Below are 22,671 nucleotides of genomic sequence, written 5' to 3'. Positions count from 1 at the left end.
ATGCGCTCACAACGAGTCGTAGACGGCCTGCAGCAGGCGCAGCCCGCGCAGGTTGCCGGAGATCGCGTTGGCCATCTTGTTCATCACGTACCCCATGGCCAGGCCGCGCTCCGGGTCGCCGACGCCGATCGAGCCGCCCGCGCCCGAGTGGCCGAACGCGGTCGGCGACGGCACCATGAACGTGGTCGAGGGGCGCATGAAGCCGAGGCCGAACGAGGTGTCGAGGCAGAGCACCCGGTCGGGGCCGCTCACCCGGGGGCGCAGGGCCTCTTGCAGGGTGTCGGGGCGCAGGATGTCGCCGGCGATCAGCGCTCGGTAGAAGCCGGACAGGCCCCGGGCGGTGGTGACCATCCCGGCGGCCGGCCAGCCCGCCCGCAGGATCACCGGGTTGTTCGCGCCGCCGTCGAGCAGGTTGATGGCGGGGTTGCCGAGGGCCCGGTTCATCAGGCTGTTCGGGTCGAGCGCCGCCTTGGCCATCTCCTCCAGCGGATTCGGCGCCCGCCCGCCGCCGGCGCCCGCCGCCGCCCCCGCATCGGCGCCGGTCCGGCCGCTCTCCGCGTCAGCCGCCGCGCTGGCGTCGGCGCCGGCTTGCTCGCCTTCCGCGTCAGCCGCCGTCCCCGCCGCGGCGGCGCTCGCCGTCTCGGTGACGGTGGTGGCGGGGCGCTCGCCTTCGGCACGTCGGCCCGCCGTGAGCCGCGCCGCCCGCCCGATCACCTCGTCAGGCGCCCCCACCCACAGCTCCAGCCCCAGCGGCCCGGCGATCTCGGCCGCCACCAGCTCCCCCACCGTCTTGCCGCTCACCCGCCGCACCACCTCCCCGGCCAGGAACCCGTACGTCAGCGCGTGATACCCGTGCGCCGTCCCCGGCTCCCAGATCGGCCGCTGACCGGCGAGCCGGGCCGCGATGGCGGGCTGGTCCTCGAACTCCTCGACCGGCACGGGCTCCTCCAGCGCCGGCAGCCCCGCCTGGTGGCTGACCAGGTGCTCGACGGTGACCGCCCGCTTGCCGGCCGCCGCGAACCCGGGCCACACCTCGGCGACGGGCGCCTTGACGTCCACCTGCCCCCGCTCGACGAGCTGCAGCAGCACGGCGGCGGTGACGGCCTTGGTGCAGGAGTAGGCGAAGGCGGGCGTGTCGCGCTCCCAAGGGCGTCCGGTGTGCCGGTCGGCGACGCCGTCCCAGAGGTCCACGACCAGCTCGCCGTCCAGGTGGACGGCGAAGGCCGCGCCGAGCTCCTCGCCGTCGGCGAAGTGCCGCTCGAACACCTCGCGGACGCGGGAGAACCGAGGATCGCAGTGCATCAGACCTCCGCAGCAGAAAGGGAGCGCTTACTTGGTCACCGAGCCTAACAACTGGGGACGCTTCGGCCCAGACGATCAGCGTGGCACCCTGAACCTGCTGACCCCGTCCGTCGTCCTGGACGCCCTGCGCAGCGCCGTCTCCGGCGAGGTGCTGAGCCTGGCCATGCCCATCAGGGGCGCCACCTCCTCACCGGCCCCCGGCACGGTGCCGCACCTGCCTGGCCGGCCGCTGCCGCAGCACTTCATGTCCGTGGACGGCGGCGACTACGCGGCCGGCGCCCGGCCGATCGGCGCGGGCCTGCGGGTGGCGGACGACGCGCTGGTCGTCACCCACCACGGCACCACCACGCACATGGACGCGCTGTGCCACATGTGGTCGGGCGACGAGCTGTACAACGGCCATCCGGCCGCCAGGGTCCGCTCGTACGGGGCCACCAGGTGCGGGATCGAGCACGTGGGCGGGGTGGTGGCCCGGGGGGTGCTGTACGACGTGCCGCGCCGGCTCGGCCTCGACCACCTGCCCGCCGGCCACCGGATCCCCGCCGGGCTGCTGGAGGAGATCGCCGTGCCCAGGGCCGGGGACGTGGCGGTGGTGCGTACGGGCTGGCCGGTGGTGTGGCAGCGCTCGCGGGAGGAGTACTGGTCCGGCCAGCCGGGGCTGTCGGCGGAGGCGGGGCGGTGGCTGGCGGCGCACGACGTGGCGGCCGTCGCCTCGGACAACGCCGCCATCGGCGGGCTCAACGCGCACGGCATGGCCGACGAGGGCGTCGAGGACGACCTGCATCTCGTGCTGCTGCACCGGCACGGCATCCACCTGATCGAGATGCTCTGGCTGGAGGAGCTGGCCGCCACGGGGCGGACGGAGTTCGTGTTCGTGGCGGCGCCGCTGCGCATCGAGGGCGGCACCGGCAGCCCGCTCACCCCGCTCGCCATCCTGTAACCCCAGGTGCTCAGTCCCAGGCGACGGGCAGGCACGCGACGCCGAACACCGCCGAGTCCCGCTTCAACGGCACCTCACCCGCCGGGACGGCCAGCCGCAGCCGGGGAAAGCGCTCGAACAGCGCGCCGTAGCCGATGCGCAGCTCGACCCTGGCGAGCTGCTGCCCCAGGCACTGGTGCACGCCGTGCCCGAAGGACAGATGCCGGCGCGCCTCCTCCCGGCGCGGATCGAGCGCGTCGGGATCCTCGAACACGCCCGGATCCCGGTTGATCATCGGGAGGGACATCGCGACGGTCTCGCCCGCGCGCACCAGCACGCCCGCCACCTCGACGTCTTCCCGCGCGGCCCTGGTGGGCGCGCCGAACTGCAGGATCGACAGCCAGCGCAGCAGCTCCTCCACCAGCCCCTCCTCGTAGGCGATCCCGCGCTCCAGCAGCGCGAGGACGCCGAGGGCCAGCATGTTCGCGGTGGTCTCGTGGCCCGCCACCAGCAGGAGCATCGCCACGTTGGCCAGCTCCTCGTCGGTCAGGTCGCCGATGAGGCCGCTGATCAGGTCGTCGGCGGGCTCGGCGCGCTTGCGCCGTACCAGCTCGCCGAGATAGCCCGCCAGGTCGGCGGTCGCGCCCGCCACGTCGCCGCCCAGCGTGACGAGCTGCAGGCTGCGGGACTGGAAGAACTCGTGGTCCGCGTACGGCACGCCGAGCAGCTCGCAGATGACCATGGACGGGATCGGCAGCGCGTAGGCGCTCACCAGGTCCACCGGCGGCCCGGCGGCGGCCATCGCGTCGAGGTGGTCGGCGGCGATGCGCTCGATGCGCGGTTCGAGCAGCCGCATCCGGCGCAGCGTGAACTGGCCGGTGAGCAGGCGGCGGTAGCGCGTGTGCTCGGGCGGGTCCATGGCGCCGAAGAAGCCCGGGGGAGCGGGGCGCCCGGTCCCGCCGGGCGTGGTGAACCGTACGGGGGCGTGCTTGAGCTCCCGGCGCGCGCTGAACCTGGGGTCGGCGAGCACGGCCCTGGCGGCCTCGGCGGTGGTGGCGAGCCAGCCGAGGTGTCCGTCGGCGAACTCCATCCGGCTCATGGCGGGCAGGCCGCGCAGCTCGGCGGGCGGGTCGAAGGGGCATCGGGCGTCGCGGGTCAGAGGGAATCGCATAATTGTGAGAGTAGACTCTCAAAAGAGAGTTGTATAGCGATTCATGGCGATGTCCTGGAAGTGGACGTGAGCCGCCCCAGCCCCGAGAATGCGGAGACATGAGTGATCGACCGGGCCTGCGCGAGCGGAAGAAGGCCAAGACGAGGGCGCTGATCCAGAAGGAGGCGCTGCGGCTGTTCCGCGAGCAGGGGTACGCGGCCACGACGGTCGAGCAGATCGCGGAGGCGGCGGAGGTGGCGCCCAGCACCGTCTTCCGCTACTTCGCCACCAAGGAGGACCTGGTCATCGTCGACCAGTTCCCGCCCTTCGTGGCGGCGCTCGACCAGGTGCCGCCCGAGGTGCCGCCCGTGCGGGCGGTGCGCATGGCGATGCGGGCCATGATCGAGGCCCAGACGCCTGAGGAACGTGCGGACAGCCTGGAGCGGGAGGTCCTCATGCTCACGGTGCCCGAGCTGTGGGCGGCCAGCGTCGAGAACGTGACCGGTGTGGCCACGACCCTGCGGGAACGGCTCGCGGCACGGGAGGGGCGGCCGGGCGACGACCCCGGTATCCGGAACGTGACGGGGGCGGTCATGGGGGTGATGGTGGGGGTTTGGGCCGATTGGGTGAAGGATCGCGACATCGACGCGCCCGCCCGCCTCGACGAAGCCCTCGCCCACCTGGAAGCAGGCCTCCCCCTACCCCGCTCCTGACCTCATGCGGTGGTCAGGTGCCCGGGTAGTTGCCGCCGCCGTGGGCCGCGTCCAAGGCGTCGTAGTCGGGGGTGAAGCCGCGTTTGGGGATGGCGTCCACGAACGTCACGTGCCGCGGCTTCTTGTACGACGCCAGCACCCCCTTGACGTGCTCCACGATCTCCTCCGAGGCGGCCAGAGCGTCAGGCTTGAGCACCACGACCGCCTTGACCACCTGGTGCCAGTCGGGATCGGGCACCCCGATGACGGCGGCGTCGGCGACGGCGGGATGGGTCTTGAGCGCCCGCTCCACCTCGGCAGGGTAGACGTTCTCGGCCCCCGACTTGATCATGCGCAGCTTGGGCCCGATGAAGGTGATGGTGCCGTCGGGCTCGCGGCGCCCGAGGTCGCCGGTGTGGTGCCAGCCGTGCGCGGACTTCTCGGCATTTAAGTCGGGCCGGGCGAAATATCCGGAAAAGAGGGTCTTGCCGCGGGCGCAGATCTCGCCCGTCTCGCCCACCGGCAGCTCGGCCCCGTCCGGATCCAGGATGCGCACCTGGGCCAGCGGCGACGGCCGCCCCGCGTACCCCGCCCCGCCCTCCGCCAGCCCCAGGAACGTGAGCATCCCGCCCACCTCGGTCTGCCCGTACCCGCCCATCTTGGACCGGCACCACGGAGAGTCGTCCACGGTGATCATGTCGTCCCACTCGGCCGAGTGCGCGACGAACCGCAGCGAGGACAGGTCGTACTTGCCGCCCGCGTTGGCCTTCACCACCGCGTCGATCATCCCCCCGAACACGAACGCCTGCGTCACCCGCTCGGCGTCCACCAGCCGGCACACCTCCTCGGGGTCGAAGGCGGGCGTGAACACGTTCGTGCCGCCGATCTGCAGCGTGGCCAGGCAGAACATCATGGTGCCCACGTGGAACAGCGGCCCGTTGTTCAGGAAGGTGAAGCCGGGCTCCATCTGCCGCACCACCAGCAGCGAAGTGGCGTGCGCGACGAGGGCGGAGCTGCTGAGCAGGGCGGCGCTGGGCCGGCCCGCGAAGGCGGCGGTGTAGAGGGCCAGGACCGGCTCGGTGTCGGCGACCTGGGCGAACGCCCGTTCTGGAGCTTCGGCGATCAGCCGTTCGTACTCCTCGCCCGCCTGGATCCATCGCGCGTCGCGCAGCGGCGCGGCGGTCTCGGAGTGCTCCCAGAAGACGGCCGCGGGCGTGAGGTCGGTGAGGACGAAGCGCAGCTCGTCCTCGGACTGCCGCCAGTTCGCCGGGCAGAAGATCGCTCCCAGCCTGGAGCAGGCCAGCAGCAGCTCCAGCACCGCGTACGCGTTCTGCCCCAGCCACAGCACCCGGTCGCCCGCGGACACCCCCAGCCCGTCCAGGGCGGCGGCCAGCCGGGTCACCCGCTCGTCCAGCTCGGGGTAGGTGAGCCGGGTCTCGCCGTCCACCACCGCGGTCACCTGGGGGCGGCTGCGGGCGTGGTCGGCGAGCACGTCCGACAGAGTCAGGCTGTGGATCATCGTCCGCCTCCAAAGGCCGGCATGACTTCGGTCGCGAAGAAGCGCATGACCCGCTTCATGTCCTCCAGCGGCATCGGCCGGGTGCTGCCGAAGTCGCACAGGAGGTTGGTGAACCCGGCGTCCCTGAGCAGTGCGACCTGCTCGATCACCCGCGCGGGGTCCCCGATGACCTCCAGTTGCTCCCACCGGAAGTCGGCGGAGAGCGTGCCGCCCTTGAGGTAGCGGTCCTGGTAGTACTCGAAGCCCTGGGCGGCCTTGCCGGTCTTGTGGTCGATGGGGGCGCTGCGCTCGTTGAAGATGCGCGAGCGGTCGAACGACGCCTCGAACCGCTCCTGGTCGGCGCGGGCCTGCTCCAGGGTGGGGGCGACGTAGACGCTGCGGGCCACGACCAGCTCGGTGGTGTCCGGGTGCCCGGCCTGCGCGGCGGACTCGCGCCAGGTCTCGGCCGCCTTGACGACCTTCCTGAACGGCGCCGCCGGGTCGGCCAGGATGGGCAGGCCGCGCTCGGCGTACATGGTGACGGTCTCGGGGGAGACGGCGGCCACGTGCAGCGGCGGATGCGGGCTCTGCAGGGGCCTGGGCACCAGCGACACCTCGGCGCCGGTGCGGTAGAACTTCCCCTCGTGCTGGTACGCCTCCCGCGTCCAGAGCCCGACGATCACCTCCAGCGCCTCGTTGAACCGGTCGCGCGCCTCGGCCAGGTCGATCCCGAACCCCTCGAACTCGAAGCTCTGGTACCCCCGCCCGATCCCCAGGTCCAGCCGCCCGCCCGACAGCACGTCGACCTGCGCGGCCTCCTCGGCGACGTGCACGGGATTGTGCAGCGGCAGCACGACGATGCCGGTGCCGAGCCTGATCCGGGAGGTCCTGGCGGCGGCGTGGGCGAGCATGGTGAACAGGTTGGGCACGACCCCGTAGTCCCTGAAGTGGTGCTCGGCCAGCCGTACCCCGTCGAACCCCAGCTCCTCGGCCAGCTCGATGAGCTCCAGGTGGTAGTCGTAGACGTCCTTGAAGCTCTGCCCGTCGAACCGGTGGAAGAGATGGAAGGTCGAGAACCTCATGCGGCATCCCCTCAGCAGGTAAACCAAGCGCTCGCTTGGGAGCGTATCAGCCGAAATGCGGTTTCGCATCACCGCAGGGTGCCCCTAGCGTGGCGTCGTGACCCAAGTGATCGTGTTGAACGGCGGATCGAGCGCGGGCAAGTCGGCGATGGCCAGAAGCCTCCAGGCCGTGCTGTCCGAGCCGTGGCTGAGCATCTCCATCGACGACCTCGTGGACGCGATGCCCGCCGCCATGCAGAGCGCCGACGGCGGCATCGAGATCTCCGACGACGGCGAGGTGCACGTCGGGCCCGATTTCCGCAGGCTGCAACGGGCCTGGCGGGAGGGTATCGCCGCGATGGCCCGCGCGGGCGCGCCCGTCATCGTGGACGACGTCTTCCTCGGCGGGCCCTCGTCCCAGCAGGAGTGGGAGAAGGCGTTGTCCGGCCTGGACGTGCTGTGGGTGGGCGTCAGGTGCGAGAGCGCGGTCGCCGCCCGGCGCGAGCTGGCGCGGCGGGACCGGCCCCAGGGGATGGCCGAGTTGCAGGCCGAGGTGGTGCACCAGGGCGTGCGCTACGACGTGGAGGTGGACACCACGCACACCGGCTCGCTGGAGTGCGCGCGGACGGTCGCCGCGCGCGTCCGTTAGTCGCGGCTCCCGACCAGGCTGCCGTCACCGGCGGGCTGGGCGGACGCGACGCCGGAGGGCCGCACGACGCGGGCCAGCAGCGTCATCACCGCCACCACACAGGTGATCATCGTGAACGCGGCCGGGTAGGACAGGCTTCCGGCCAGCCAGCCGGTGATCGGCGGGGCGATCATGCCGGACATGTAGGTGATCGTGGCCACCCCGGTCACCCCCTCGCTCGCGTTCGTGCCCGTGTTGCCCGCCGCCGCCATCACCAGCGGCATGACCACGGCCACCCCCAGCCCGATCAGCGCGAACCCGGCCATGCCGAGTGCGGGGACGCGGGCCGTCACCACGGTGAGGCCGCCGATCACCGCCACGACCCCGCCCGCCCTGACGGCCGTCACGGGCCCGAGCAGCCGGATGACCCGGTCGCCCATCAGCCGGGTGCCGGCCATGCAGAGCATGAGGACGGTGTAGCCGGCGGCGGCCACGCCGGGCCCCGCGTCGGTGACGTGCGTGAGGTAGACGGCGGCCCAGTTCGCGCTGGCGCCTTCGGCGAACACGGCGCAGAAGCCGACCAGGCCGAGCGGCAGGATCGCCCGCGAAGGGAGCGCGAAGCGGCGGGGCGCGGGGGCGTCCTGCGGCGTGACGCCGGGATCGCCGTCCCTGAGCAGCCCGCGCCCGGCCAGCCCGTGCAGGACGAGCAGGACGGCGGCGGCCACGCCGAGATGGATCCGGGCGTCCACGCCGGCCTGGGCGGCCAGGGTGCCGACGCCGCCGGCCGCCAGACTGCCCACGGCCCACATCCCGTGCAGGCCGGACATGATCGAGCGGCCGAGCCGCCGTTCGAGCACGACGGCGTGGGCGTTCATCGTGATGTCGGACATCCCGGCGCCCACCCCCGACAGGAAGAACACGGCGAACAACCAGGCGGGCGACGGCGCTAGCGCGGGCAGCGCCAGGACCACGCACCACGCCGCGAGCAGGGCGCGGGTGGCGGCACGCGTGCCGAACCGGTACGCCAGCCGCCCGGCCATCGGCATGCCGATGAACGCGCCGATCGGCGGGCACAGTAACGCCAGACCGAGCGTGCGCGGATCGAGGGAGAGATGATCCTGGATCCACGGGATGCGCGTGGACACGGTGCCGGCGATGGCCCCGTGCACGGCGAAAACGGTAGCGATCGCACGATGGTGGCTCATGGGTCGAGAAACTATCAGGCAGGCTTCCTGATGAAAATAAGTTTTAGGCAGGGACCCTGATTAATATGGGACCGTGAAGACCGCGACCCCCGCCATGGCCCGTGCGATCAACGACCGCCTGGCCCTCGACCTGCTCCTCGACCGCGGCCCGCTCACCGCGCCCCAGCTCCGCGAGCTGACCGGCCTGTCACGACCGACCGTGTCAGACCTGATCGAGCGCCTCACGCAGGGCGGCCTGATCGAGGTCACCGGCGAGTCGGGCGAGGCCAGGCGGGGCCCGAACGCCCGCGTCTACGGGCTGGTGGCGGGGCGCGCCCACGTGGCGGGGGTGGACCTGCGGCGCGAGACGATCTCCGTGGCCGTCGCCGACATCACCGGCCAGGTGGTGGGCAGCCGCACCCGGCCGATCGGCGGCGACCTCGTGGACCTCGTCGCCGAGGTCGTCACGGAGGCCGCAGGAGAGCGGGAGATCGACACGGTCGTGGTCGGCGCGCCGGGCCTGGTCGCGCCGCGCGACGGCGAGCTGGTGTCGTCCAACGACGTGCCCGGCTGGCGCACCGGCCTGGTGGCGGCCTGGCGCGAGCGGCTCGGCGTGCCGGTGACCCTGGAGAACGAGGTCAACCTGGCCGCCATCGCCGAGCTGCGCACCGGCGCCGCCCAGGGCGCCGAGGACTTCGTACTGATGTGGGTGGGCGACGGCGTGGGCGCGGCGGTCGTGCTCGGCGGGCGGCTGCGGCGCGGCGTCTCGGGCGGCGCCGGCGAGATCGGGTTCCTGGAGGTGGACGGCACCGCCTTCTGCAACCTGGTCACCGAGAGCGTGGCGAACCGGCTCGACCGGGCCGAGTTCGCCGCACGCCTGGCCAAGGGCGCGTTCGCGTTCGTCACGCTCCTGGACCCCGGGCTGGTCGTGCTCGGCGGCGAGGCGGGGCAGGCGGGCGGCGGCGAGCTGGCCGCCGAGGTGGCCGCCCGGCTACGGGAGCTGGCGCCCGCCCCGACCGAGGTGCGCGCCAGCACCGTGGCGGGCAACGCGGTGCTCCAGGGTGCGGTGCTGACGGCTCTCGACCAGGCGCGCGACCACGTCTTCGGCTAGCGGTGAGAGCGCTCTCAACCAGGCCAGGGCCGTGATCAGCGTGCTCTCGATCAGGCCAGGCCGTGATCAGCGTGTTTTCAATCAGGCCAGGGCCGTGATCAGGCCCATCGTCAGCGCCGTGCGCTCCGGGATGTGCTCGATCACCACGTGCTCGTGCCGCGCGTGCGCCCCGTCGCCGACCGCCCCCATGCCGTCCAGCACCGGCCGCCCCAGCGCCGAGACGAAGTTCCCGTCGCTGGCCCCGCCGACCGCCGCCTCGTCCACCAGCCAGCCGAACTCGGCCGCGACCTCCTGCACCTGCTTGAACAGCCGCTGCGAGGCCGGGTTGGCGACCATCGGCGGCCGGTTCCACTCCCCGGTGGCGGAGATCTTGACGCGCGGGTCCGAGACGCGCAGGGCGGCGAAGACGTCGTCGATGCGGCCCATCTCCGCCGGGTCCGTGACGCGCACGTCCACGCCGCAGGTGGCGCGCCCGGCGGCGACGTTGCGGCCGGTGCCGCCGCTGATCAGGCCGACGTTCACGGTCGTGCCGCGCTCGCGCGAGCCCGCGCCCGCCAGCGTGGTGACGATCTCGGCCAGCGCGTGCACGGCGCTGGCCCCCGCGTACGGATCCAGCCCCGCGTGCGCCTCCACCCCGGTCACGGTCACGTTGAACAGCCCCACCCCCTTGCGGGCCGTCTTCAGCGCCCCGTCCAGGGATGCCTCGAACACCAGCGTCGCCAGCGCGCCCTCGCTGGCCGCCTCGATGTACGCCCGCGAGGCCGGGCTGCCGATCTCCTCGTCGCCGTTGAACAGGAACCGCACGCTCGGATGCGGCAGCCCCAGCTCCCGCAGCCCGCGCAGCGCCCAGATCGACTGCACCAGCCCCGTCTTCATGTCGAACACGCCCGGCCCTGTCGCCTTGCCGTCCAGCACCGCGAACGGCCAGCCCGCCAGCGTGCCCGTCGGCCAGACCGTGTCGTAGTGGCTGAGCATGAGCACGGTCCCCGGCGCGGTGCCCCGGTAGTAGAGCTCCAGGACGTCGCCGTGCCCGCCGCCCTCGTGCAGGATCTCGTCGTCCGGAGTGCCCAGGTGCCCGACCGCCCGCGCGCGGATCTCACGCAGCCCCTTGACCAGCATGACCTTGTCGTAGCTGTGGGTCTCCAGCTCCACCACGGCCCTGAGGTCGTCGAGCATGGCCGGCAGGGCCTGCCGCGTCCAGTCGGTGATCAACACGAGAGTCCTTTCGAGGATGGTCAGGGGACGGGCGCTCCGGGGCCGAGCGGGACGCCGAGGCCCCAGAACGCGAAGAACACCAGCGTCCACACGACGAGCAGGGTGACCGCCAGCGGGATCGTCATCGAGGCCAGCGTGCCGATCCCGGCCGAGCGGCGGTAACGCTGCAGGAAGCCGAGCGCCATCACGAAGTACGGGCTCATCGGCGTGATCGCGTTCGTGCACGAGTCGGCGATGCGGTAGAGCGCCTGGGTGTACTCGGGTGGGATGTCCAGCAGCATGAGCATCGGCACGAACACCGGGCCGACCAGCGCCCACTGGGCCGACCCGCTGGTCACCACCAGGTTGATGACGGTGACGACGAGCAGGATGCCGAGGAACACCACGGGCCCGCTCACCCCGGCCGAGCGCAGCAGGCCGGCCCCGTGGATGGCGATGATCTCGCCGATGCCGGTCCACTTGAAGTAGGCCAGGAACTGCGAGATCGCGAAGAACAGCACCAGGATCGGCGCCATCTCGCGCAGCCCGTGCGCCATGAAGGCCGGGATGTCCTTGCTCCCGGTGACGGTTCCGGCGGCCCTGCCGTACGCCCAGCCGACGGCCAGGAACGCCAGCCCGAGGAAGACCGCGATCGAGGTGAGCAGCGGCGACTGCACGATGCTGCCGCCCTCGCCGCGCAGCGGGGAGCCCGCGGGCAGCACGGCGGCCGTCAGGGCGGCGGCGAACACCACGAGCGTGACGAGCGCGGCGCGCAGCCCGCGCCGCTCCCCGGCGCTGAGCGTCAGCGAGCCGAGGTCGTCGGGGACGGCGTCGGCGTCCACCGGCATCGACTCGACGCGCCGCGCCAGCACCCGCTCGGTGACCAGCGTGATCGCACCGGCCAGCACCACGGACGAGGCCAGCGAGAAGAAGTAGTTCGCCAGCGGCGTGACCAGGTAGGACGGGTCGACGGTGTGGGCGGCGGCCGTGGTCAGCCCGGACAGGATGGCGTCCGTCGGCGTGACCAGCGGGCTGGCGTCATAACCGGCCGAGATCGACACGAACGCCACCACGATCCCGAGGATCGGGCTGCGGCCCACCGCGCGGAAGGCCAGCGCGCCGAGGGGGATGAGCACCACGTACGCGGCGTCGGAGGCCACGTGCGACACCATCCCGGTGAACGCCAGCGCGAACGTCACCCACTTCGGCGACACCCTCGACACCCCGGAGCGCAGCACGGCGGCCAGCAGCCCCGAACGCTCGGCCACCGCGACGCCGAGCATGACGACGAGGATCGTGCCGAGCGGCGGGAAGGAGGTGTAGTTCTCGATCGCGTCGCCGACCATCATCCGCACGCCCTCGACGGACAGCAGATTCTGCGCCGTGACGGTCTTGCCCGTCGCCGGGTTGACCGCCGACGCCCCGGCCGCCGCCAGCCCCCAGCTCACCAGGGACAGCAGCACGCTCAGGATGACGAACAGCCAGAAGGGGTGCGGCAGCTTGTTGCCCAGCCGCTCGACGGCGACGAGCACCCTGAGCAGCACGTTCAGCGATCGCGACTCCGTCACCGACTCCGGCGTGCTCATGGGGGCGGTCTCCTTCCCGCATTTCGGTCACCCATTACACGCGGTCAGGAGACGTCCTGACAAGTCAGAGTCGGTAACGATGCGCGATCAGGTGGTGGCCGTGGGCTCCCGGAGCGGCAGCCGCACCTCGAACCAGGTCTGCCCCGGGGTCGAGCGCACCTTGATCTCGCCACCGTGCCGGCCTGCCACGATGCGGTAGGAGATGTCCAGGCCGAGGCCCGTGCCCTCGCCCACGCTCTTGGTGGTGAAGAACGGCTCGAAGATCCGGTCCTTGATCGCCTCAGGCACGCCGTGGCCGGTGTCGCCGATCTCGATGATCGCCTCGTCCTCGTCGTGGGCGGTGCGGATGGTCAGCGTGCCCTCCCCGTCCATCGCGTCGAGGGCGTTGTGGATGAGGTTCGTCCAGACCTGGTTGAGCTCGCCCGCGTAGCAGGGGATCTCGGGCAGCGTGCGGTCGTAGTCGGTGACCACGGTGACGCCGGGCGGGATCTTGCCGCGGAAGATCGCGACCGTGCTGTCGAGCAGGTCGTGCACGTTCACGAGCTGGAACGGCGCCCGGTCCATCTGGGAGTACTGCTTGGCCGAGCGGATCAGCGTCGTGATGCGCTCGGTCGCCTCGGTCACCTCGTTGAGCATCTGCGAGATCTCGATGGCCTCGGCCAGCCAGTGCAGCGCCTTCGGCGTGTGCTCCTCGCCCACCTTGGTGCGGATCTTCCGCAGGTAGTCGCTGGTGAAACCGGCGTTGACCAGCGCGGGCGCCAGCTCCCACGGGTCCTCGACGCCCACCTCCTCCAGCGCCTCGCCCAATTCGTCCTCGGCGTCGGAGATCTCCAGCGGTGAGCGCTTGTCCAGCTTGCCCAGGTTGCTGGTGCACGCCTCCTGCGCCTCGATCAGCGCGCGCAGCTTCTCGGGCGCTATGCCGTCCTCGGCGAGCTGGGCGAGCTGGAAACGCGAGGCCTTGATGAGCGAGCGCAGCTCGCTGACCGCCCGCACGGCCGCCGCGGCCGGGTTGTTCAGCTCGTGCGTGAGCCCGGCCGTGATCGTGCCGAGCGCGCTCAGCCGCTGCCGCCGGTCGATGATCTCCCGCTGCATGCGCCCGCCGGACAGCATGCCGTCGAGCAGGTGCATCGCCATCGGGAACCACTCGGCCACGATGTAGGCGAACTTCTTGGCCGGCAGCATGAACACCCGCGACGGGGCGGTGGCGCGCAACGTGTGCTGGTAGGTCTGCGGCGCCCGCTCGCCCAGGTAGGCCGAGGTGGCGCCGCCGTAGACGCCGGGCTGCGAGGTGCGGGGCATCGCGACGGTACCGGCGCTGACCGTCTCGGTGATCATCTGCATCTCGCCCTCCAGCAGCACCGCGAAGCAGTCGGCGGGCTCGCCCTGCCGGAGGACGTCCTCGTCCTGGGCGTAGCTCTGCACCCGGCCGGTGCTCGCCAGCTTGGTGAGCTGCTCGTCGGAGAGCCGCTCGAAGAGGAAGAGTTTGCGCAGCTCGTCAATGTCGATCATTGCTTCTCCAGGTACCGATGCACGAGCGCGACGGCCATCGCGCCCTCCCCGACGGCGGAGGCCACCCGCTTGATCGATTCGGCCCGCACGTCGCCCGCGGCCAGCACCCCCGGCACGTTCGTCTCCAGGAAGTACGGCTCGCGCCGCAGCGGCCAGTTGCGCGGCCGTCGCCCGCCCTGCACCAGGTCGGGCCCGGTCAGCACGAAGCCGCGCGCGTCCCGCTCGATCGTCTCGCCCAGCCACTCGGTGTACGGCTGCGCCCCGATGAACACGAACAGCCACTGCGCGTCCACCGGGCGCTCCTCGCCCTTGGTGGACAGCGTCAGCCGCTCCAGGTGCCCGTCGCCGCTCCCGCCGACGACCTGCGTCTCGACGTGCACCTCGATGTTGGGGATCGCGGCGATCTGCTCGATGAGGTAGTGCGACATGGACTTCTCCAAACCATCACTCCTCACCAACAAATGGACCTTGCTCGCGAATCCCGACAGGTAGACGGCCGCCTGCCCGGCCGAGTTCGCCGCGCCCACGATGAACACCTCGGTGTCCTTGCACGCCGGCGCCTCGGTCAGCGCGGCGCCGTAGAAGACGCCACGACCCACGAACTCGTCCAGCCCCGGAGCCTCCAGCCGCCGGTAGGTGACGCCGGTGGCCAGGATCACCGCGTGCGCCGCGATCTCCCCGCCGTCCTTGAACCCGATCACCCGCGCCTGCCCGCGCGGCTCCAGGCTCGTCACCTTGCGCGCGGTCAGCAGCTCGGCCCCGAACTTCAGCGCCTGCCTGCGCGCCCGGTCGGCGAGCTGCTGGCCGGAGACGCCGTCGGGGAAGCCCAGGTAGTTCTCGATCCTGGAGCTCTGGCCCGCCTGCCCGCCCGAGGAGTACGCCTCGACCAGCACGGTGTTCAGCCCCTCAGAAGCGCCGTACACCGCCGCGCCCAGCCCGGCCGGGCCGCCGCCCACCACGATCAGGTCGTAGAAGTCGGTGGCCGGGGTCGTCGAGAGGCCCACCGCCGTCGCCAGCGTCGCCTGGTCGGGCGACTCCAGCGTGGTGCCGTCGGCCGTCACCACGAGCGGCAGATGACAGCCCTCACCGGCCGCCTTCACGAGCTGCGCGCCCTCCGGGTCCTCCGCCAGCATCCACTGGTACGGCACGTGGTTGCGGGCCAGGAAGTCACGCACCTTGTACGACGGCGCCGACCACCGGTCACCCACCACCCGCAGCTCCGTGCGCTCCACCCGGTCGGTGCGCAACCAGGCGTCGAGCTGCCCGTCGATCACCGGGTAGAACTTCTCCTCCGGCGGGTCCCACGGCTTGAGCAGGTAATGGTCGAGATCGACGACGTTGATCGCCTGGATCGCCGCGTCGGTGTCGGCATAGGCGGTCAGCAACACGCGGCGCGCGTACGGATACATGTCCATCGCCGCCTCCAGGAACTGCACGCCGTTCATCTGCGGCATCCGGTAGTCGGCCAGGATCGCCGCCACCTCGTCGCCGCGCAGCCGCATCTCCCGCACCGCGTCGATGCCGTCCCTGGCTGTCTCGGCGCGCACGACCCGGTACTCCTGCCCGTAACGGCGTCTCAGGTCACGGGCGACCGCCCGCGAGACGCCCGGATCGTCATCCACCGTCACGATGACCGGCTTGTCCATGCCCCACGTCCTTCTTCATGGTCTTCCTACTCAGAGGATGTCATGTACGCCCGTGTGAGTGAGCACGCGCTCATATCATGAGCGAATGGGCACACGCGACCGCATCCTCGACGCGGCTGAGCAGGCGATTCACGAGTTCGGCATCGCGGGGGCCACCACCAAGCGCATCGCCCAGCAGGCCGCGTGCTCCGAGGCGCTGCTCTACAAGCATTTCGGCAACAAGGAGGAGATCGTCCTCGCCGTGCTGCTGGAGCGCTCGCCCGCGCTCGGCCCCGCGCTGGCGAAGCTGCGGCGGAGCGTGGGGCAGGGCGACCCGGCCGCCAACCTCGTCGAGTTCACCGGCAAGGCCCTGGAGTTCTACACCAGGGCGGCGGCCGTCGCCGGAGGGGTGCTGGGCGACCCGCCGCTCATGGCCGGGTTCAGGGCCATGCTGGCCAAGGCCGACCTCGGCCCGCACCTGCCGATCCAGGCACTGGCCGAGATCCTGCGGGCCGAGCAGCAGGCCGGCCGCGTCGAGGCGGGCCTCGACGCGGACGCCGCCGCGTCGCTGCTGATGGGGGCCTGCTTCCACCGGGCGAACCTGACGCACTTCGTGGACCTGCCCGACGACGACGCGACCTGGTCCGCCACGATCGTGCGGACGCTGCTCAGGCGATGACGCGGGCCTGGTCCGCCACGATCGTGCGGACGCTGCTCAGGCGATGACGCGGCTCTCCCCGCCGTCCACCAGCAGCGAGACGCCGTTCACGAACGAGGCCCGCTCGCTGGCCAGGAACGCCACCACGTCCCCCACCTCCTCGGGCCGGCCGATGCGGCCCACCGGCACGCTCTCGCCCCGCTTGCGCAGCGCCTCCTCGCCACCGGCCAGCTCACGCAGCCGCTCGGTCTCGATGGGGCCCGGCATCACGTTGTTGACCCGTACGCCGTCGCCGCCCACCTCGCGGGCCAGCGTGCGCACGACGCCCGCCACCGCGGAGCGCATGGCGTTCGACAGCGCCAGGTCGTCCAGCGCCTCGCGGGCCGACCTGCTGGTGATCGTGACGATCCGGCCCCAGCCGCGCGAACGCATCTCCGGCAGCACCGCGTGGACGAGGCGCACGGTGCCCAGCAGGTTGCGCTGGACGGCGACGTCCCAGTCGTCCAGCCCGACCGCGTCGAAGCGGCCGGCCGGCGGGCCGCCCGCGTTCGCGACCAGGATGTCGACGGGGCCGAGCACGTCACGCGTCTCCTCGGCCAGCCGCCGGGCGGCGCCCGGATCCTCCACGTCGGCCAGCACCGCGTGCACGACCTTGCCGAACTCCTGCAGCTCCACCACCGCGTCCGCGAGCTTCTCCGGGTCGCGGGCGCTGACGCACACGTCGCAGCCCTCCCGCGCCAGAGCCTTGGCGGCGGCCAGCCCGATGCCCGCGCTGCCTCCGGTGACGAGGGCGACCTTGCCCGAGATGCCGAGATCCATGGGGCGACTCTATCGACCGGACGCCCCGGGGAGCGCTCAGGCCAGGTGCACGCGGCCGAGCTTGTCGGGGTTGAGCACGTTGTAGATCTCGCTGATGCGGCCGTCCCTGATGCCGATCATGACGAGCTGCTGGTGCCCGCCGACCTGGGTGGCGGCCGCGGGCACGCCGTTGGCCTCGACCAGCCGCCCGCCCTTGAACTCGTAGCGCGACTGCAGCCCGAGCAGGAACGCCGCCACCTTCTGCCGCCCTGCGATCGGCCGCAGCGCCGCCCTGACCTTGCCGCCGCCGTCGTTGTAGGACACCACGTCCTCGTGCAGCAGCTCCGTGAGCGCCGCCAGGTCGCCGCTGCCCGCCGCCCTGATGAACTTCGTCAGCAGCTCGGTGTGCTCCTCGCTGGACGGACGGAACCGGTCACGCCCCTGCGCCAGCCGGGTGGACGCCCGGTGGTGCAACTGCCGCGCGTTCGCGACCGACGAGCCGACGATCTCGGCGATCTCGTCGTACGGCAGCTCGAACGCCTCCCGCAGCACGAACACCGCCCGCTCAGGCGGCGACAGCCGCTCCATCATGTGCAGCGTCGCGTACGAGACCGTGTCGCGCAGCTCCGCCGTGTCCAGCGGCCCCGCCTGCGACGTCTCGACCGGCTCCGGCAGCCACGGCCCCGTGTACGCCTCCCGCTTGACCCGCGCCGAGCGGAGCTGGTCGAGCGCCAGCCGCGACACCACCGTCACCAGGAACGCGCGCGGCTCCCTGATCTCGTCGTGATCGACCGCCTGCCAGCGCAGCCAGGCCTCCTGCACCACGTCCTCGGCGTCCCACATGCTGCCGAGCAGGCGGTAGGCCAGCCCGAGCAGCATCGGCCTGTGCTCCTCGAAGTCGTCCACGACCGGCATCATGCCCTGTCCCCGAAGCACGAGGTGTGCCGGGGCCGCCAGTTGAGCAACGCCCTGCGCGATGAACCGTACCTTCCCCCTCTTGCGTTACGAGGACCGGACGGGGCAAGGGCGCCACATGTGACAGCCAACGGGTGGAAAACCAGAGGCGTCCATGATGAGCTGGGCAAGTGGCGAGAAATCTGATCCTGTCAGGAGGCCTGTTCCATGACTTCGCCGCCACCTCGGCCGCCCTCTCGGAGGTGCTCGCCGAAGTGGGGGTCGAGTCGGAGATCACCGAGGACATCGCGGGCGCGCTGAGCGAGCCGTCGGAGGTCCAGCTCATCACGGTCAACGCGCTGCGCTGGCAGATGACCCAGGACCGCTTCGCCGACCTGCGTGACCAGTGGCGCTTCGGCTTACCGGCACAGGCCCGCACCACGCTGCTCGACCACCTCGACCGGGGCGGCGGGCTGCTGTGCATGCACACGGCGTCGATCTGCTTCGACGACTGGCAGGGCTGGCCGCGCGTGCTGGGCGGCTGCTGGACCTGGCCCAAGTCCCACCACCCGCCGCTGGGCTGGACGGGCGTGCGGGTCCACGGCAGGCACCCGGTGGTCGACGGGCTGCGCGACTTCGACGTGGTGGACGAGGTCTACAGCGACCTTCACGTGCTGCCCGACGTCGAGCCGCTGGCCTCCTCCAACGGCCAGCCGATCGTCTGGGCGCGGCCGGTGCGGCGGGGCCGGGTGCTCTACGACGCCCTGGGGCACGACACCCGCTCCTACGACAACGAGGTCCACCGGACGTTGCTGCAGCGGGCGGCGCTGTGGCTGCTGAAGCGGCCGGTGACGATCACGGAGTAGCCGACCACTCGCTCCACCTGGTCACCTCGACGAGGATGACGGGGCCGGCGGGCCGGCGTTCGCCGTACTGCGCGTACTTCGCGACCAGCGCGTCGAGCGCCCGCTCCCGGTCCTCGCCGCCGTCCAGGACGCGGGCGAGCCCGTCGGCGCGCACCCACCACAGGCGCGTCCAGTCGTCCTCGTAGTGGTCGGCCAGCACGCTGACGGCGGGGTTCGCCCGGATGTCGCGCAGGCGGGCGAGGTCGGTGGTGGTCTTGGGCTTGTGATCGACGGCCGTCACCACCTGGCCGCTCATCATGGCGAAGGTGATGGGCACCACGCGGGGCGTGCCGTCGGTGGCGAGCCTGGCCAGCCGCGCCACTCGCTGCGCGGCGAACCGCGTCACGCTCATCGTGCTCCCACCAGGCTCTCGATGCACGGCCGCAGCAGGTCGAGGATGTCGTCGGCGGGCGCGTCGGCCAGCGCGCTGTGCTTGAGCAGGTAGCGGTCCACCACCAGCCCGGTCATGATCGCGGAGATCAGCGCGGCCCGCAGTTCGGGGCGGTCGGCGGGGATCGCCCGCTCGATCGAGCCCAGCCAGTCGCGGCCCGCCTCGCGGAAGTCCTCGGCCGCCTCGCCGTGGGTGAACATCGAGCGCAGCACGGCCAGCGAAGCCACCGGCGGCCCCTCCAGGCGCCTGCGCAGCGTGGCGAGCAGAGCCTGCGCCGGATCGCCCGGCGGCAGCTCGTCGGCGGGCAGGTGGGCGGCGGTGGCGAACAGCTCCTCCTTGGAGCCGAAGTAGTGCATCACCAGCCCCGGCCTGACCCCGGCGGCGGCGGCGACCGCGCGGATCGTGGTGCGTTCGTAGCCGAGCTCGGCGAACGTCTCGCGGGCGGCGGACAGGATGCGGGCTTCGGTGTCGCGGCGCTGCTCGGCGCGGGTGCGGCGGGACGGCTCTGTCACCGGTTCATTGTACGGGTGTTCAACAATTCCGATTTTCGTTGTACGCTCGTTCAATGAACATGTGTACAACGAAAGTCGCGGAAGAGGTGCTGCGGACGAGCCTGGCGGGCGACACCGAGCGCCTCCTGGAGCTCATGGCCCCCGACGTCGTGGTCGAGTGGCCGTACCGTCCCGAGGGCGTGCCCGGCGAGCTGCGCGGCAGGCAGGCCTTCGCGGCGTTCGTGGCCGAGCACGGCGGGGCGATCACCTTCCACGAGTACACCGGCGTCGAGATGCACCAGACGCTGGACCCCGAGGTGGTCATCGTCGAGTACACCGTCCACGGCACGGTCACCGCCACCGGCCGGCCGTTCGAGCAGCGGCCGGTGACCGTCCTGCGGGTTCGGGACGGCCAGGTCGTGACCTACCGCGACTACGTCAACCCGCTGCCCGTCATGGAGGCCCTGCGCCTGTAGGACATGTCCGGAACCTACAAGACCGACCGGCGGCGATCTGGGCACGATGAGGGCATGAACCCGAACCTTGACCTGATCCCAGGCTTCCTGGCCGGGCACGGGCGCGTCCTCGACCGCCGCCGCTACGACCTGCTCGCCGGCGACGGCGACGCGGCCGGCCTGCTGGCGGCCCTTGAGGGATACCGCAACGCCGACGGCGGCTACGGCTGGGGACTGGAGCCGGACCTGCGCTCGCCCGAGAGCCAGCCGGGCGCCGCGCTGCACGCCTTCGAGGTGTTCGAGGAGGCGGGCCCGGCCACCTCGCCGCACGCTGCGACGCTGTGCGACTGGCTGGAGACGGTGACGCTGCCCGACGGCGGGCTGCCGTTCTCGCTGCCGCTGACGTACTCCCACGCCACCGCGCCCTGGTGGTCGGGCGGCGACTCGACCACCTCGTCCCTGCAGATCACGGCCGTCACCGCGGCCGCCGCCCACCGCGTGGCCGCCCACGATCCCGCCGTGGCGGCGCATCCGTGGCTGGAGAGGGCCACCCGCTACTGCTTCGAGACGATCGGGGCGCTGGAGGAGGCGCCGCACGCGTACGTGCTGCTGTTCGCCGTGCGGTTCCTCGACGCCGTGTACGACACCCGGGCCGGCGCCGCCGACCTGCTCAAGCGGCTCGGCGCGGTCATCCCCGGCGACGGCCGGGTGCCCGTCGCGGGCGGCACCGAGAACGAGGCGCTGCGCCCGCTGGACTTCGCGCCGTTCCCCGGACGGCCGGTGCGCGACCTGTTCGAGCCTGCGGTGATCGCGGCCGACCTCGTCCGGCTGGCGGGGGAGCAGCAGGACGACGGCGGGTGGACGGTGGACTACGCGCGGATCTCGCCGGCCGGGTCGCTGGAGTGGCGCGGCGCGGCCACCGTCAACGCGGTGCGCATCCTGCGAGCCAACGGCCTGGCCTAGAGCGTGGTCTGGGGCGTCACGTGGTCCTGGGCGTCACGTGGTCCTGGGCGTCACGTGGTCTGGGGTGTCGCGGGGTCCAGGGCTGTCACGCGCCTGGCCGACTCCGACTCCTGGGCCATGCGGCGCAGCGTGTCGAGCGCCCTGCCGTACAGGACCGTGCCCAGCACCAGCGCCTCCACGGCGGCGTCGCGCGGCCCGTCGAACGGGATGCTGTCCATCTCCACCTCCGACACCAGCTTCCGCGCCACCTCCACGTACGGCGTCAGGTCGACGGGCACGCCGAGCTGCCGCATCCTGACCAGGGTCTGGGTCAGCTCGTCGCGGGTGGGGGCGTCGGGGTGGAGGTCCCAGCCCAGCTCGGCGACGAAGGCGTCCACCTCGGCGCGGGCCGCCTGCCACTCCTCGCCGGGCTCCGGCTCGACGGCCGGGCTCAGCGCCCAGTGGGCCGTGCCGAGCATCTGGTGCACGGGCATCGACTCGTCCTCGACGGCGGCCACGATCTTCTTGATCGCGGCCACGGAGAGCCGGCCCACGTCCAGCAGGGCCCGGATCAGGCGGAGCCTGCGCAGGTGCGTCTCGTCGTACTCGGCTCGGGTGGCGGCCGTCTGCACGCCCTGGTGGAGCATGCCTTCGCGCAGGTAGTACTTGATCGTGGGGATGGCCACCCCGGACTTGGCGCTGAGCTCGGAGATCCGCATCGTTAGATAATAGAGCTATCCAGAGCGTGCCAGATGCCGGGCCGCGCTCACCAGCTCGTGCACGTCGGACTGGCGGTTCCACAGGAAGACCACCTCGATCGGCGGCACGTCCTCCTTGATCGGAATGAACACCAGCGAGCCGGGCACGGTGGTGCCCTCGCGCACGCACAAAGCGTAGCCGGTGCCCTCGCCGACCATGCTGACGACCGTGTCGTGGCTGGCCGCCGACGGGCCGAGTCGGGGGTGCAGGCGCTGGCGTACGAAGGCCTCCAGGAAGCGGCGCGCTCCGGCCACGGCGTCGGACTCCGGCATGATGAGCGGCTCGCCCGCCAGGTCCGCCAGCGACAGCGTCTCGTACTCCGCCAGGTGGTGCTCCCGGTGCAGCAGCGCGCGCACCGGGAAGCGGTGGATGAGCATGCGGCCCACCCCGCGCGGCAGCGAGCCGGGCGCGTAACCGAGCCCCGCCTGCAAGGCGCCGTCCGCGATCGACACCATCTGCTCGGCCGTGCCCATCGGCGCCATGCGCAGGCGGCCGGTGCGCAACTGGGAGAGCAGCCGGGCGGCGACGTCCGCCAGGCCGTCGGCCACGCCCAGGCGGGCCGTCTCGCCCGTGCACCTGGCGGCGGCCACCGCCCGTTCGAAGGCGTCGACGGCGACGGTCGCCTGGGCCAGGAACGCCTCGCCCGCCTCGGTGAGCGTCACCCCGCTCGACGATCGGCTGAACAGCTCGACGCCGATTTCCTTCTCCAGCGCCCTGAGCTGCTCCGACAGCGTGGGCTGAGCGATGTGCAGCGCGGCGGCGGCCCTGCGGAGGCTGCCTGCTCGTGCGATTGCCATCGCGTACCGGACATAGCGTAGATCCATCGCTCACCTCGGCGTAATGATGATGAGCTATCGGTAGATCGCACCTCCGTATTACAAGAGGGGCCAGCTTCCGTGAAGATGTCCAGTCACCTGTT

Annotated in this window: 23 protein-coding genes; 8 read left to right on the top strand and 15 right to left on the bottom strand. The window is 71.9% G+C overall.

Features of this window, described 5'->3' with window-relative positions:
* Positions 1-6: 6 nt before the first annotated feature.
* Positions 7-1,302, bottom strand: coding sequence for a serine hydrolase domain-containing protein (locus ABD331_RS28105; RefSeq protein WP_344480754.1), 1,296 nt, complete (start codon positions 1,300-1,302; stop codon positions 7-9).
* Positions 1,303-1,333: 31 nt separating this feature from the next.
* Between ABD331_RS28105 and ABD331_RS28100 the strand changes: the two genes are divergently transcribed.
* Positions 1,334-2,242, top strand: a complete 909-nt coding sequence (locus tag ABD331_RS28100) for a cyclase family protein (RefSeq protein ID WP_344480751.1) — start codon at positions 1,334-1,336, stop codon at positions 2,240-2,242.
* A 10-nt stretch (positions 2,243-2,252) separates the two neighbouring features.
* Here the strand turns inward: ABD331_RS28100 and ABD331_RS28095 are convergent, their stop codons facing one another.
* Positions 2,253-3,392 (bottom strand): cytochrome P450, encoded by a 1,140-nt coding sequence (locus tag ABD331_RS28095; protein WP_344480748.1) that lies wholly within the window; start codon positions 3,390-3,392, stop codon positions 2,253-2,255.
* Between the two features lie 98 nt (positions 3,393-3,490).
* Here ABD331_RS28095 and ABD331_RS28090 point away from each other — a divergent pair, with 98 nt between their 5' ends.
* Positions 3,491-4,084 carry a TetR/AcrR family transcriptional regulator gene (locus ABD331_RS28090; RefSeq protein WP_344480745.1) on the top strand — a complete coding sequence of 198 codons (594 nt, stop codon included), beginning with the start codon at positions 3,491-3,493 and terminating at the stop codon, positions 4,082-4,084.
* A 13-nt stretch (positions 4,085-4,097) separates the two neighbouring features.
* On the opposite strand, the gene ABD331_RS28085 is transcribed toward ABD331_RS28090, so the two are convergent.
* Positions 4,098-5,582: an AMP-binding protein gene (locus tag ABD331_RS28085; protein ID WP_344480742.1), complete on the bottom strand. Its 1,485-nt coding sequence runs from the start codon at positions 5,580-5,582 to the stop codon at positions 4,098-4,100.
* A complete protein-coding gene (locus tag ABD331_RS28080) occupies positions 5,579-6,643 on the bottom strand; it encodes an LLM class flavin-dependent oxidoreductase (protein ID WP_344480740.1) in 1,065 nt (354 codons plus the stop codon). The genes ABD331_RS28085 and ABD331_RS28080 overlap by 4 nt, the downstream gene beginning before the upstream one ends.
* A 97-nt stretch (positions 6,644-6,740) precedes the next feature.
* On the opposite strand from ABD331_RS28080, the gene cpt reads away from it, so the two are divergent.
* Positions 6,741-7,271 carry a chloramphenicol phosphotransferase CPT gene (gene cpt, locus ABD331_RS28075; RefSeq protein ID WP_344480737.1) on the top strand — a complete coding sequence of 177 codons (531 nt, stop codon included), beginning with the start codon at positions 6,741-6,743 and terminating at the stop codon, positions 7,269-7,271.
* On the opposite strand, the gene ABD331_RS28070 is transcribed toward cpt, so the two are convergent.
* The gene (locus ABD331_RS28070) at positions 7,268-8,419 is read right to left on the bottom strand and encodes an MFS transporter (protein WP_344480734.1); all 1,152 of its coding nucleotides are present in this window, start codon (positions 8,417-8,419) and stop codon (positions 7,268-7,270) included. The genes cpt and ABD331_RS28070 overlap by 4 nt on opposite strands.
* A gap of 109 nt (positions 8,420-8,528) precedes the next feature.
* Here ABD331_RS28070 and ABD331_RS28065 point away from each other — a divergent pair, with 109 nt between their 5' ends.
* Positions 8,529-9,545 (top strand): ROK family transcriptional regulator, encoded by a 1,017-nt coding sequence (locus tag ABD331_RS28065; RefSeq protein ID WP_344480732.1) that lies wholly within the window; start codon positions 8,529-8,531, stop codon positions 9,543-9,545.
* An 81-nt stretch (positions 9,546-9,626) separates the two neighbouring features.
* Here ABD331_RS28065 and ABD331_RS28060 read toward each other — a convergent pair whose 3' ends face one another.
* The 4 genes from ABD331_RS28060 to ABD331_RS28045 form a co-directional block, all read right to left on the bottom strand.
* A complete protein-coding gene (locus ABD331_RS28060; RefSeq protein WP_344480729.1) occupies positions 9,627-10,760 on the bottom strand; it encodes a M20 family metallopeptidase in 1,134 nt (377 codons plus the stop codon).
* A gap of 20 nt (positions 10,761-10,780) precedes the next feature.
* The gene (locus tag ABD331_RS28055) at positions 10,781-12,325 is read right to left on the bottom strand and encodes an AbgT family transporter (protein WP_344480727.1); all 1,545 of its coding nucleotides are present in this window, start codon (positions 12,323-12,325) and stop codon (positions 10,781-10,783) included.
* A gap of 87 nt (positions 12,326-12,412) precedes the next feature.
* A complete protein-coding gene (locus ABD331_RS28050) occupies positions 12,413-13,834 on the bottom strand; it encodes an ATP-binding protein (RefSeq protein ID WP_344480725.1) in 1,422 nt (473 codons plus the stop codon).
* Positions 13,831-15,480, bottom strand: a complete 1,650-nt coding sequence (locus ABD331_RS28045; RefSeq protein ID WP_344480722.1) for an NAD(P)/FAD-dependent oxidoreductase — start codon at positions 15,478-15,480, stop codon at positions 13,831-13,833. The genes ABD331_RS28050 and ABD331_RS28045 overlap by 4 nt, the downstream gene beginning before the upstream one ends.
* A gap of 85 nt (positions 15,481-15,565) precedes the next feature.
* Between ABD331_RS28045 and ABD331_RS28040 the strand changes: the two genes are divergently transcribed.
* On the top strand, positions 15,566-16,138 hold the full coding sequence (locus tag ABD331_RS28040; RefSeq protein ID WP_344480720.1) for a TetR/AcrR family transcriptional regulator: 573 nt from the start codon (positions 15,566-15,568) through the stop codon (positions 16,136-16,138).
* A 36-nt stretch (positions 16,139-16,174) separates the two neighbouring features.
* Here the strand turns inward: ABD331_RS28040 and ABD331_RS28035 are convergent, their stop codons facing one another.
* Positions 16,175-16,936, bottom strand: coding sequence for an SDR family oxidoreductase (locus ABD331_RS28035; protein ID WP_344480718.1), 762 nt, complete (start codon positions 16,934-16,936; stop codon positions 16,175-16,177).
* A 36-nt stretch (positions 16,937-16,972) separates the two neighbouring features.
* Complete coding sequence (locus ABD331_RS28030) at positions 16,973-17,830, bottom strand: RNA polymerase sigma-70 factor (RefSeq protein ID WP_344480956.1); 858 nt, start codon at positions 17,828-17,830, stop codon at positions 16,973-16,975.
* 170 nt (positions 17,831-18,000) lie between these two features.
* On the opposite strand from ABD331_RS28030, the gene ABD331_RS28025 reads away from it, so the two are divergent.
* On the top strand, positions 18,001-18,675 hold the full coding sequence (locus tag ABD331_RS28025; protein WP_344480716.1) for a ThuA domain-containing protein: 675 nt from the start codon (positions 18,001-18,003) through the stop codon (positions 18,673-18,675).
* Here ABD331_RS28025 and ABD331_RS28020 read toward each other — a convergent pair.
* Together ABD331_RS28020 and ABD331_RS28015 are read right to left on the bottom strand one after the other, a co-directional pair.
* Positions 18,665-19,066 carry a TIGR03668 family PPOX class F420-dependent oxidoreductase gene (locus tag ABD331_RS28020; RefSeq protein WP_344480713.1) on the bottom strand — a complete coding sequence of 134 codons (402 nt, stop codon included), beginning with the start codon at positions 19,064-19,066 and terminating at the stop codon, positions 18,665-18,667. The genes ABD331_RS28025 and ABD331_RS28020 overlap by 11 nt on opposite strands.
* A complete protein-coding gene (locus tag ABD331_RS28015) occupies positions 19,063-19,617 on the bottom strand; it encodes a TetR/AcrR family transcriptional regulator (RefSeq protein WP_344480711.1) in 555 nt (184 codons plus the stop codon). Before ABD331_RS28015 ends, ABD331_RS28020 begins: the two co-directional genes overlap by 4 nt.
* 53 nt (positions 19,618-19,670) lie before the next feature.
* Between ABD331_RS28015 and ABD331_RS28010 the strand changes: the two genes are divergently transcribed.
* Complete coding sequence (locus ABD331_RS28010) at positions 19,671-20,072, top strand: nuclear transport factor 2 family protein (protein WP_344480709.1); 402 nt, start codon at positions 19,671-19,673, stop codon at positions 20,070-20,072.
* A 54-nt stretch (positions 20,073-20,126) separates the two neighbouring features.
* Positions 20,127-21,014 (top strand): hypothetical protein, encoded by an 888-nt coding sequence (locus tag ABD331_RS28005; RefSeq protein WP_344480706.1) that lies wholly within the window; start codon positions 20,127-20,129, stop codon positions 21,012-21,014.
* 50 nt (positions 21,015-21,064) lie between these two features.
* Here ABD331_RS28005 and ABD331_RS28000 read toward each other — a convergent pair whose 3' ends face one another.
* Positions 21,065-21,712, bottom strand: coding sequence for a MerR family transcriptional regulator (locus ABD331_RS28000; protein WP_344480704.1), 648 nt, complete (start codon positions 21,710-21,712; stop codon positions 21,065-21,067).
* 15 nt (positions 21,713-21,727) lie between these two features.
* Positions 21,728-22,576 carry a LysR family transcriptional regulator gene (locus ABD331_RS27995; RefSeq protein WP_344480702.1) on the bottom strand — a complete coding sequence of 283 codons (849 nt, stop codon included), beginning with the start codon at positions 22,574-22,576 and terminating at the stop codon, positions 21,728-21,730.
* Positions 22,577-22,671 lie beyond the last annotated feature (95 nt).

The organism is Nonomuraea monospora, from assembly GCF_039531895.1.
In the GTDB taxonomy this organism is placed as follows: domain Bacteria; phylum Actinomycetota; class Actinomycetes; order Streptosporangiales; family Streptosporangiaceae; genus Nonomuraea; species Nonomuraea monospora.
This window is presented reverse-complemented; position numbering and strand designations above follow the sequence as displayed.

Coding starts and splice junctions, on each gene's coding strand:
- ABD331_RS28010 (WP_344480709.1), top strand. CDS start 19,671: ATGAACATGTGTACAACGAAAGTCGCGGAAGAGGTGCTGCGGACGAGC.
- ABD331_RS28035 (WP_344480718.1), bottom strand. CDS start 16,936: ATGGATCTCGGCATCTCGGGCAAGGTCGCCCTCGTCACCGGAGGCAGC.
- ABD331_RS28030 (WP_344480956.1), bottom strand. CDS start 17,830: ATGCCGGTCGTGGACGACTTCGAGGAGCACAGGCCGATGCTGCTCGGG.
- ABD331_RS28005 (WP_344480706.1), top strand. CDS start 20,127: ATGAACCCGAACCTTGACCTGATCCCAGGCTTCCTGGCCGGGCACGGG.
- ABD331_RS28055 (WP_344480727.1), bottom strand. CDS start 12,325: ATGAGCACGCCGGAGTCGGTGACGGAGTCGCGATCGCTGAACGTGCTG.
- ABD331_RS28105 (WP_344480754.1), bottom strand. CDS start 1,302: ATGCACTGCGATCCTCGGTTCTCCCGCGTCCGCGAGGTGTTCGAGCGG.
- ABD331_RS28085 (WP_344480742.1), bottom strand. CDS start 5,582: ATGATCCACAGCCTGACTCTGTCGGACGTGCTCGCCGACCACGCCCGC.
- ABD331_RS28095 (WP_344480748.1), bottom strand. CDS start 3,392: ATGCGATTCCCTCTGACCCGCGACGCCCGATGCCCCTTCGACCCGCCC.
- ABD331_RS28045 (WP_344480722.1), bottom strand. CDS start 15,480: ATGGACAAGCCGGTCATCGTGACGGTGGATGACGATCCGGGCGTCTCG.
- ABD331_RS28080 (WP_344480740.1), bottom strand. CDS start 6,643: ATGAGGTTCTCGACCTTCCATCTCTTCCACCGGTTCGACGGGCAGAGC.
- ABD331_RS28050 (WP_344480725.1), bottom strand. CDS start 13,834: ATGATCGACATTGACGAGCTGCGCAAACTCTTCCTCTTCGAGCGGCTC.
- ABD331_RS27995 (WP_344480702.1), bottom strand. CDS start 22,576: ATGGATCTACGCTATGTCCGGTACGCGATGGCAATCGCACGAGCAGGC.
- ABD331_RS28040 (WP_344480720.1), top strand. CDS start 15,566: ATGGGCACACGCGACCGCATCCTCGACGCGGCTGAGCAGGCGATTCAC.
- ABD331_RS28020 (WP_344480713.1), bottom strand. CDS start 19,066: ATGAGCGTGACGCGGTTCGCCGCGCAGCGAGTGGCGCGGCTGGCCAGG.
- ABD331_RS28090 (WP_344480745.1), top strand. CDS start 3,491: ATGAGTGATCGACCGGGCCTGCGCGAGCGGAAGAAGGCCAAGACGAGG.
- ABD331_RS28000 (WP_344480704.1), bottom strand. CDS start 21,712: ATGCGGATCTCCGAGCTCAGCGCCAAGTCCGGGGTGGCCATCCCCACG.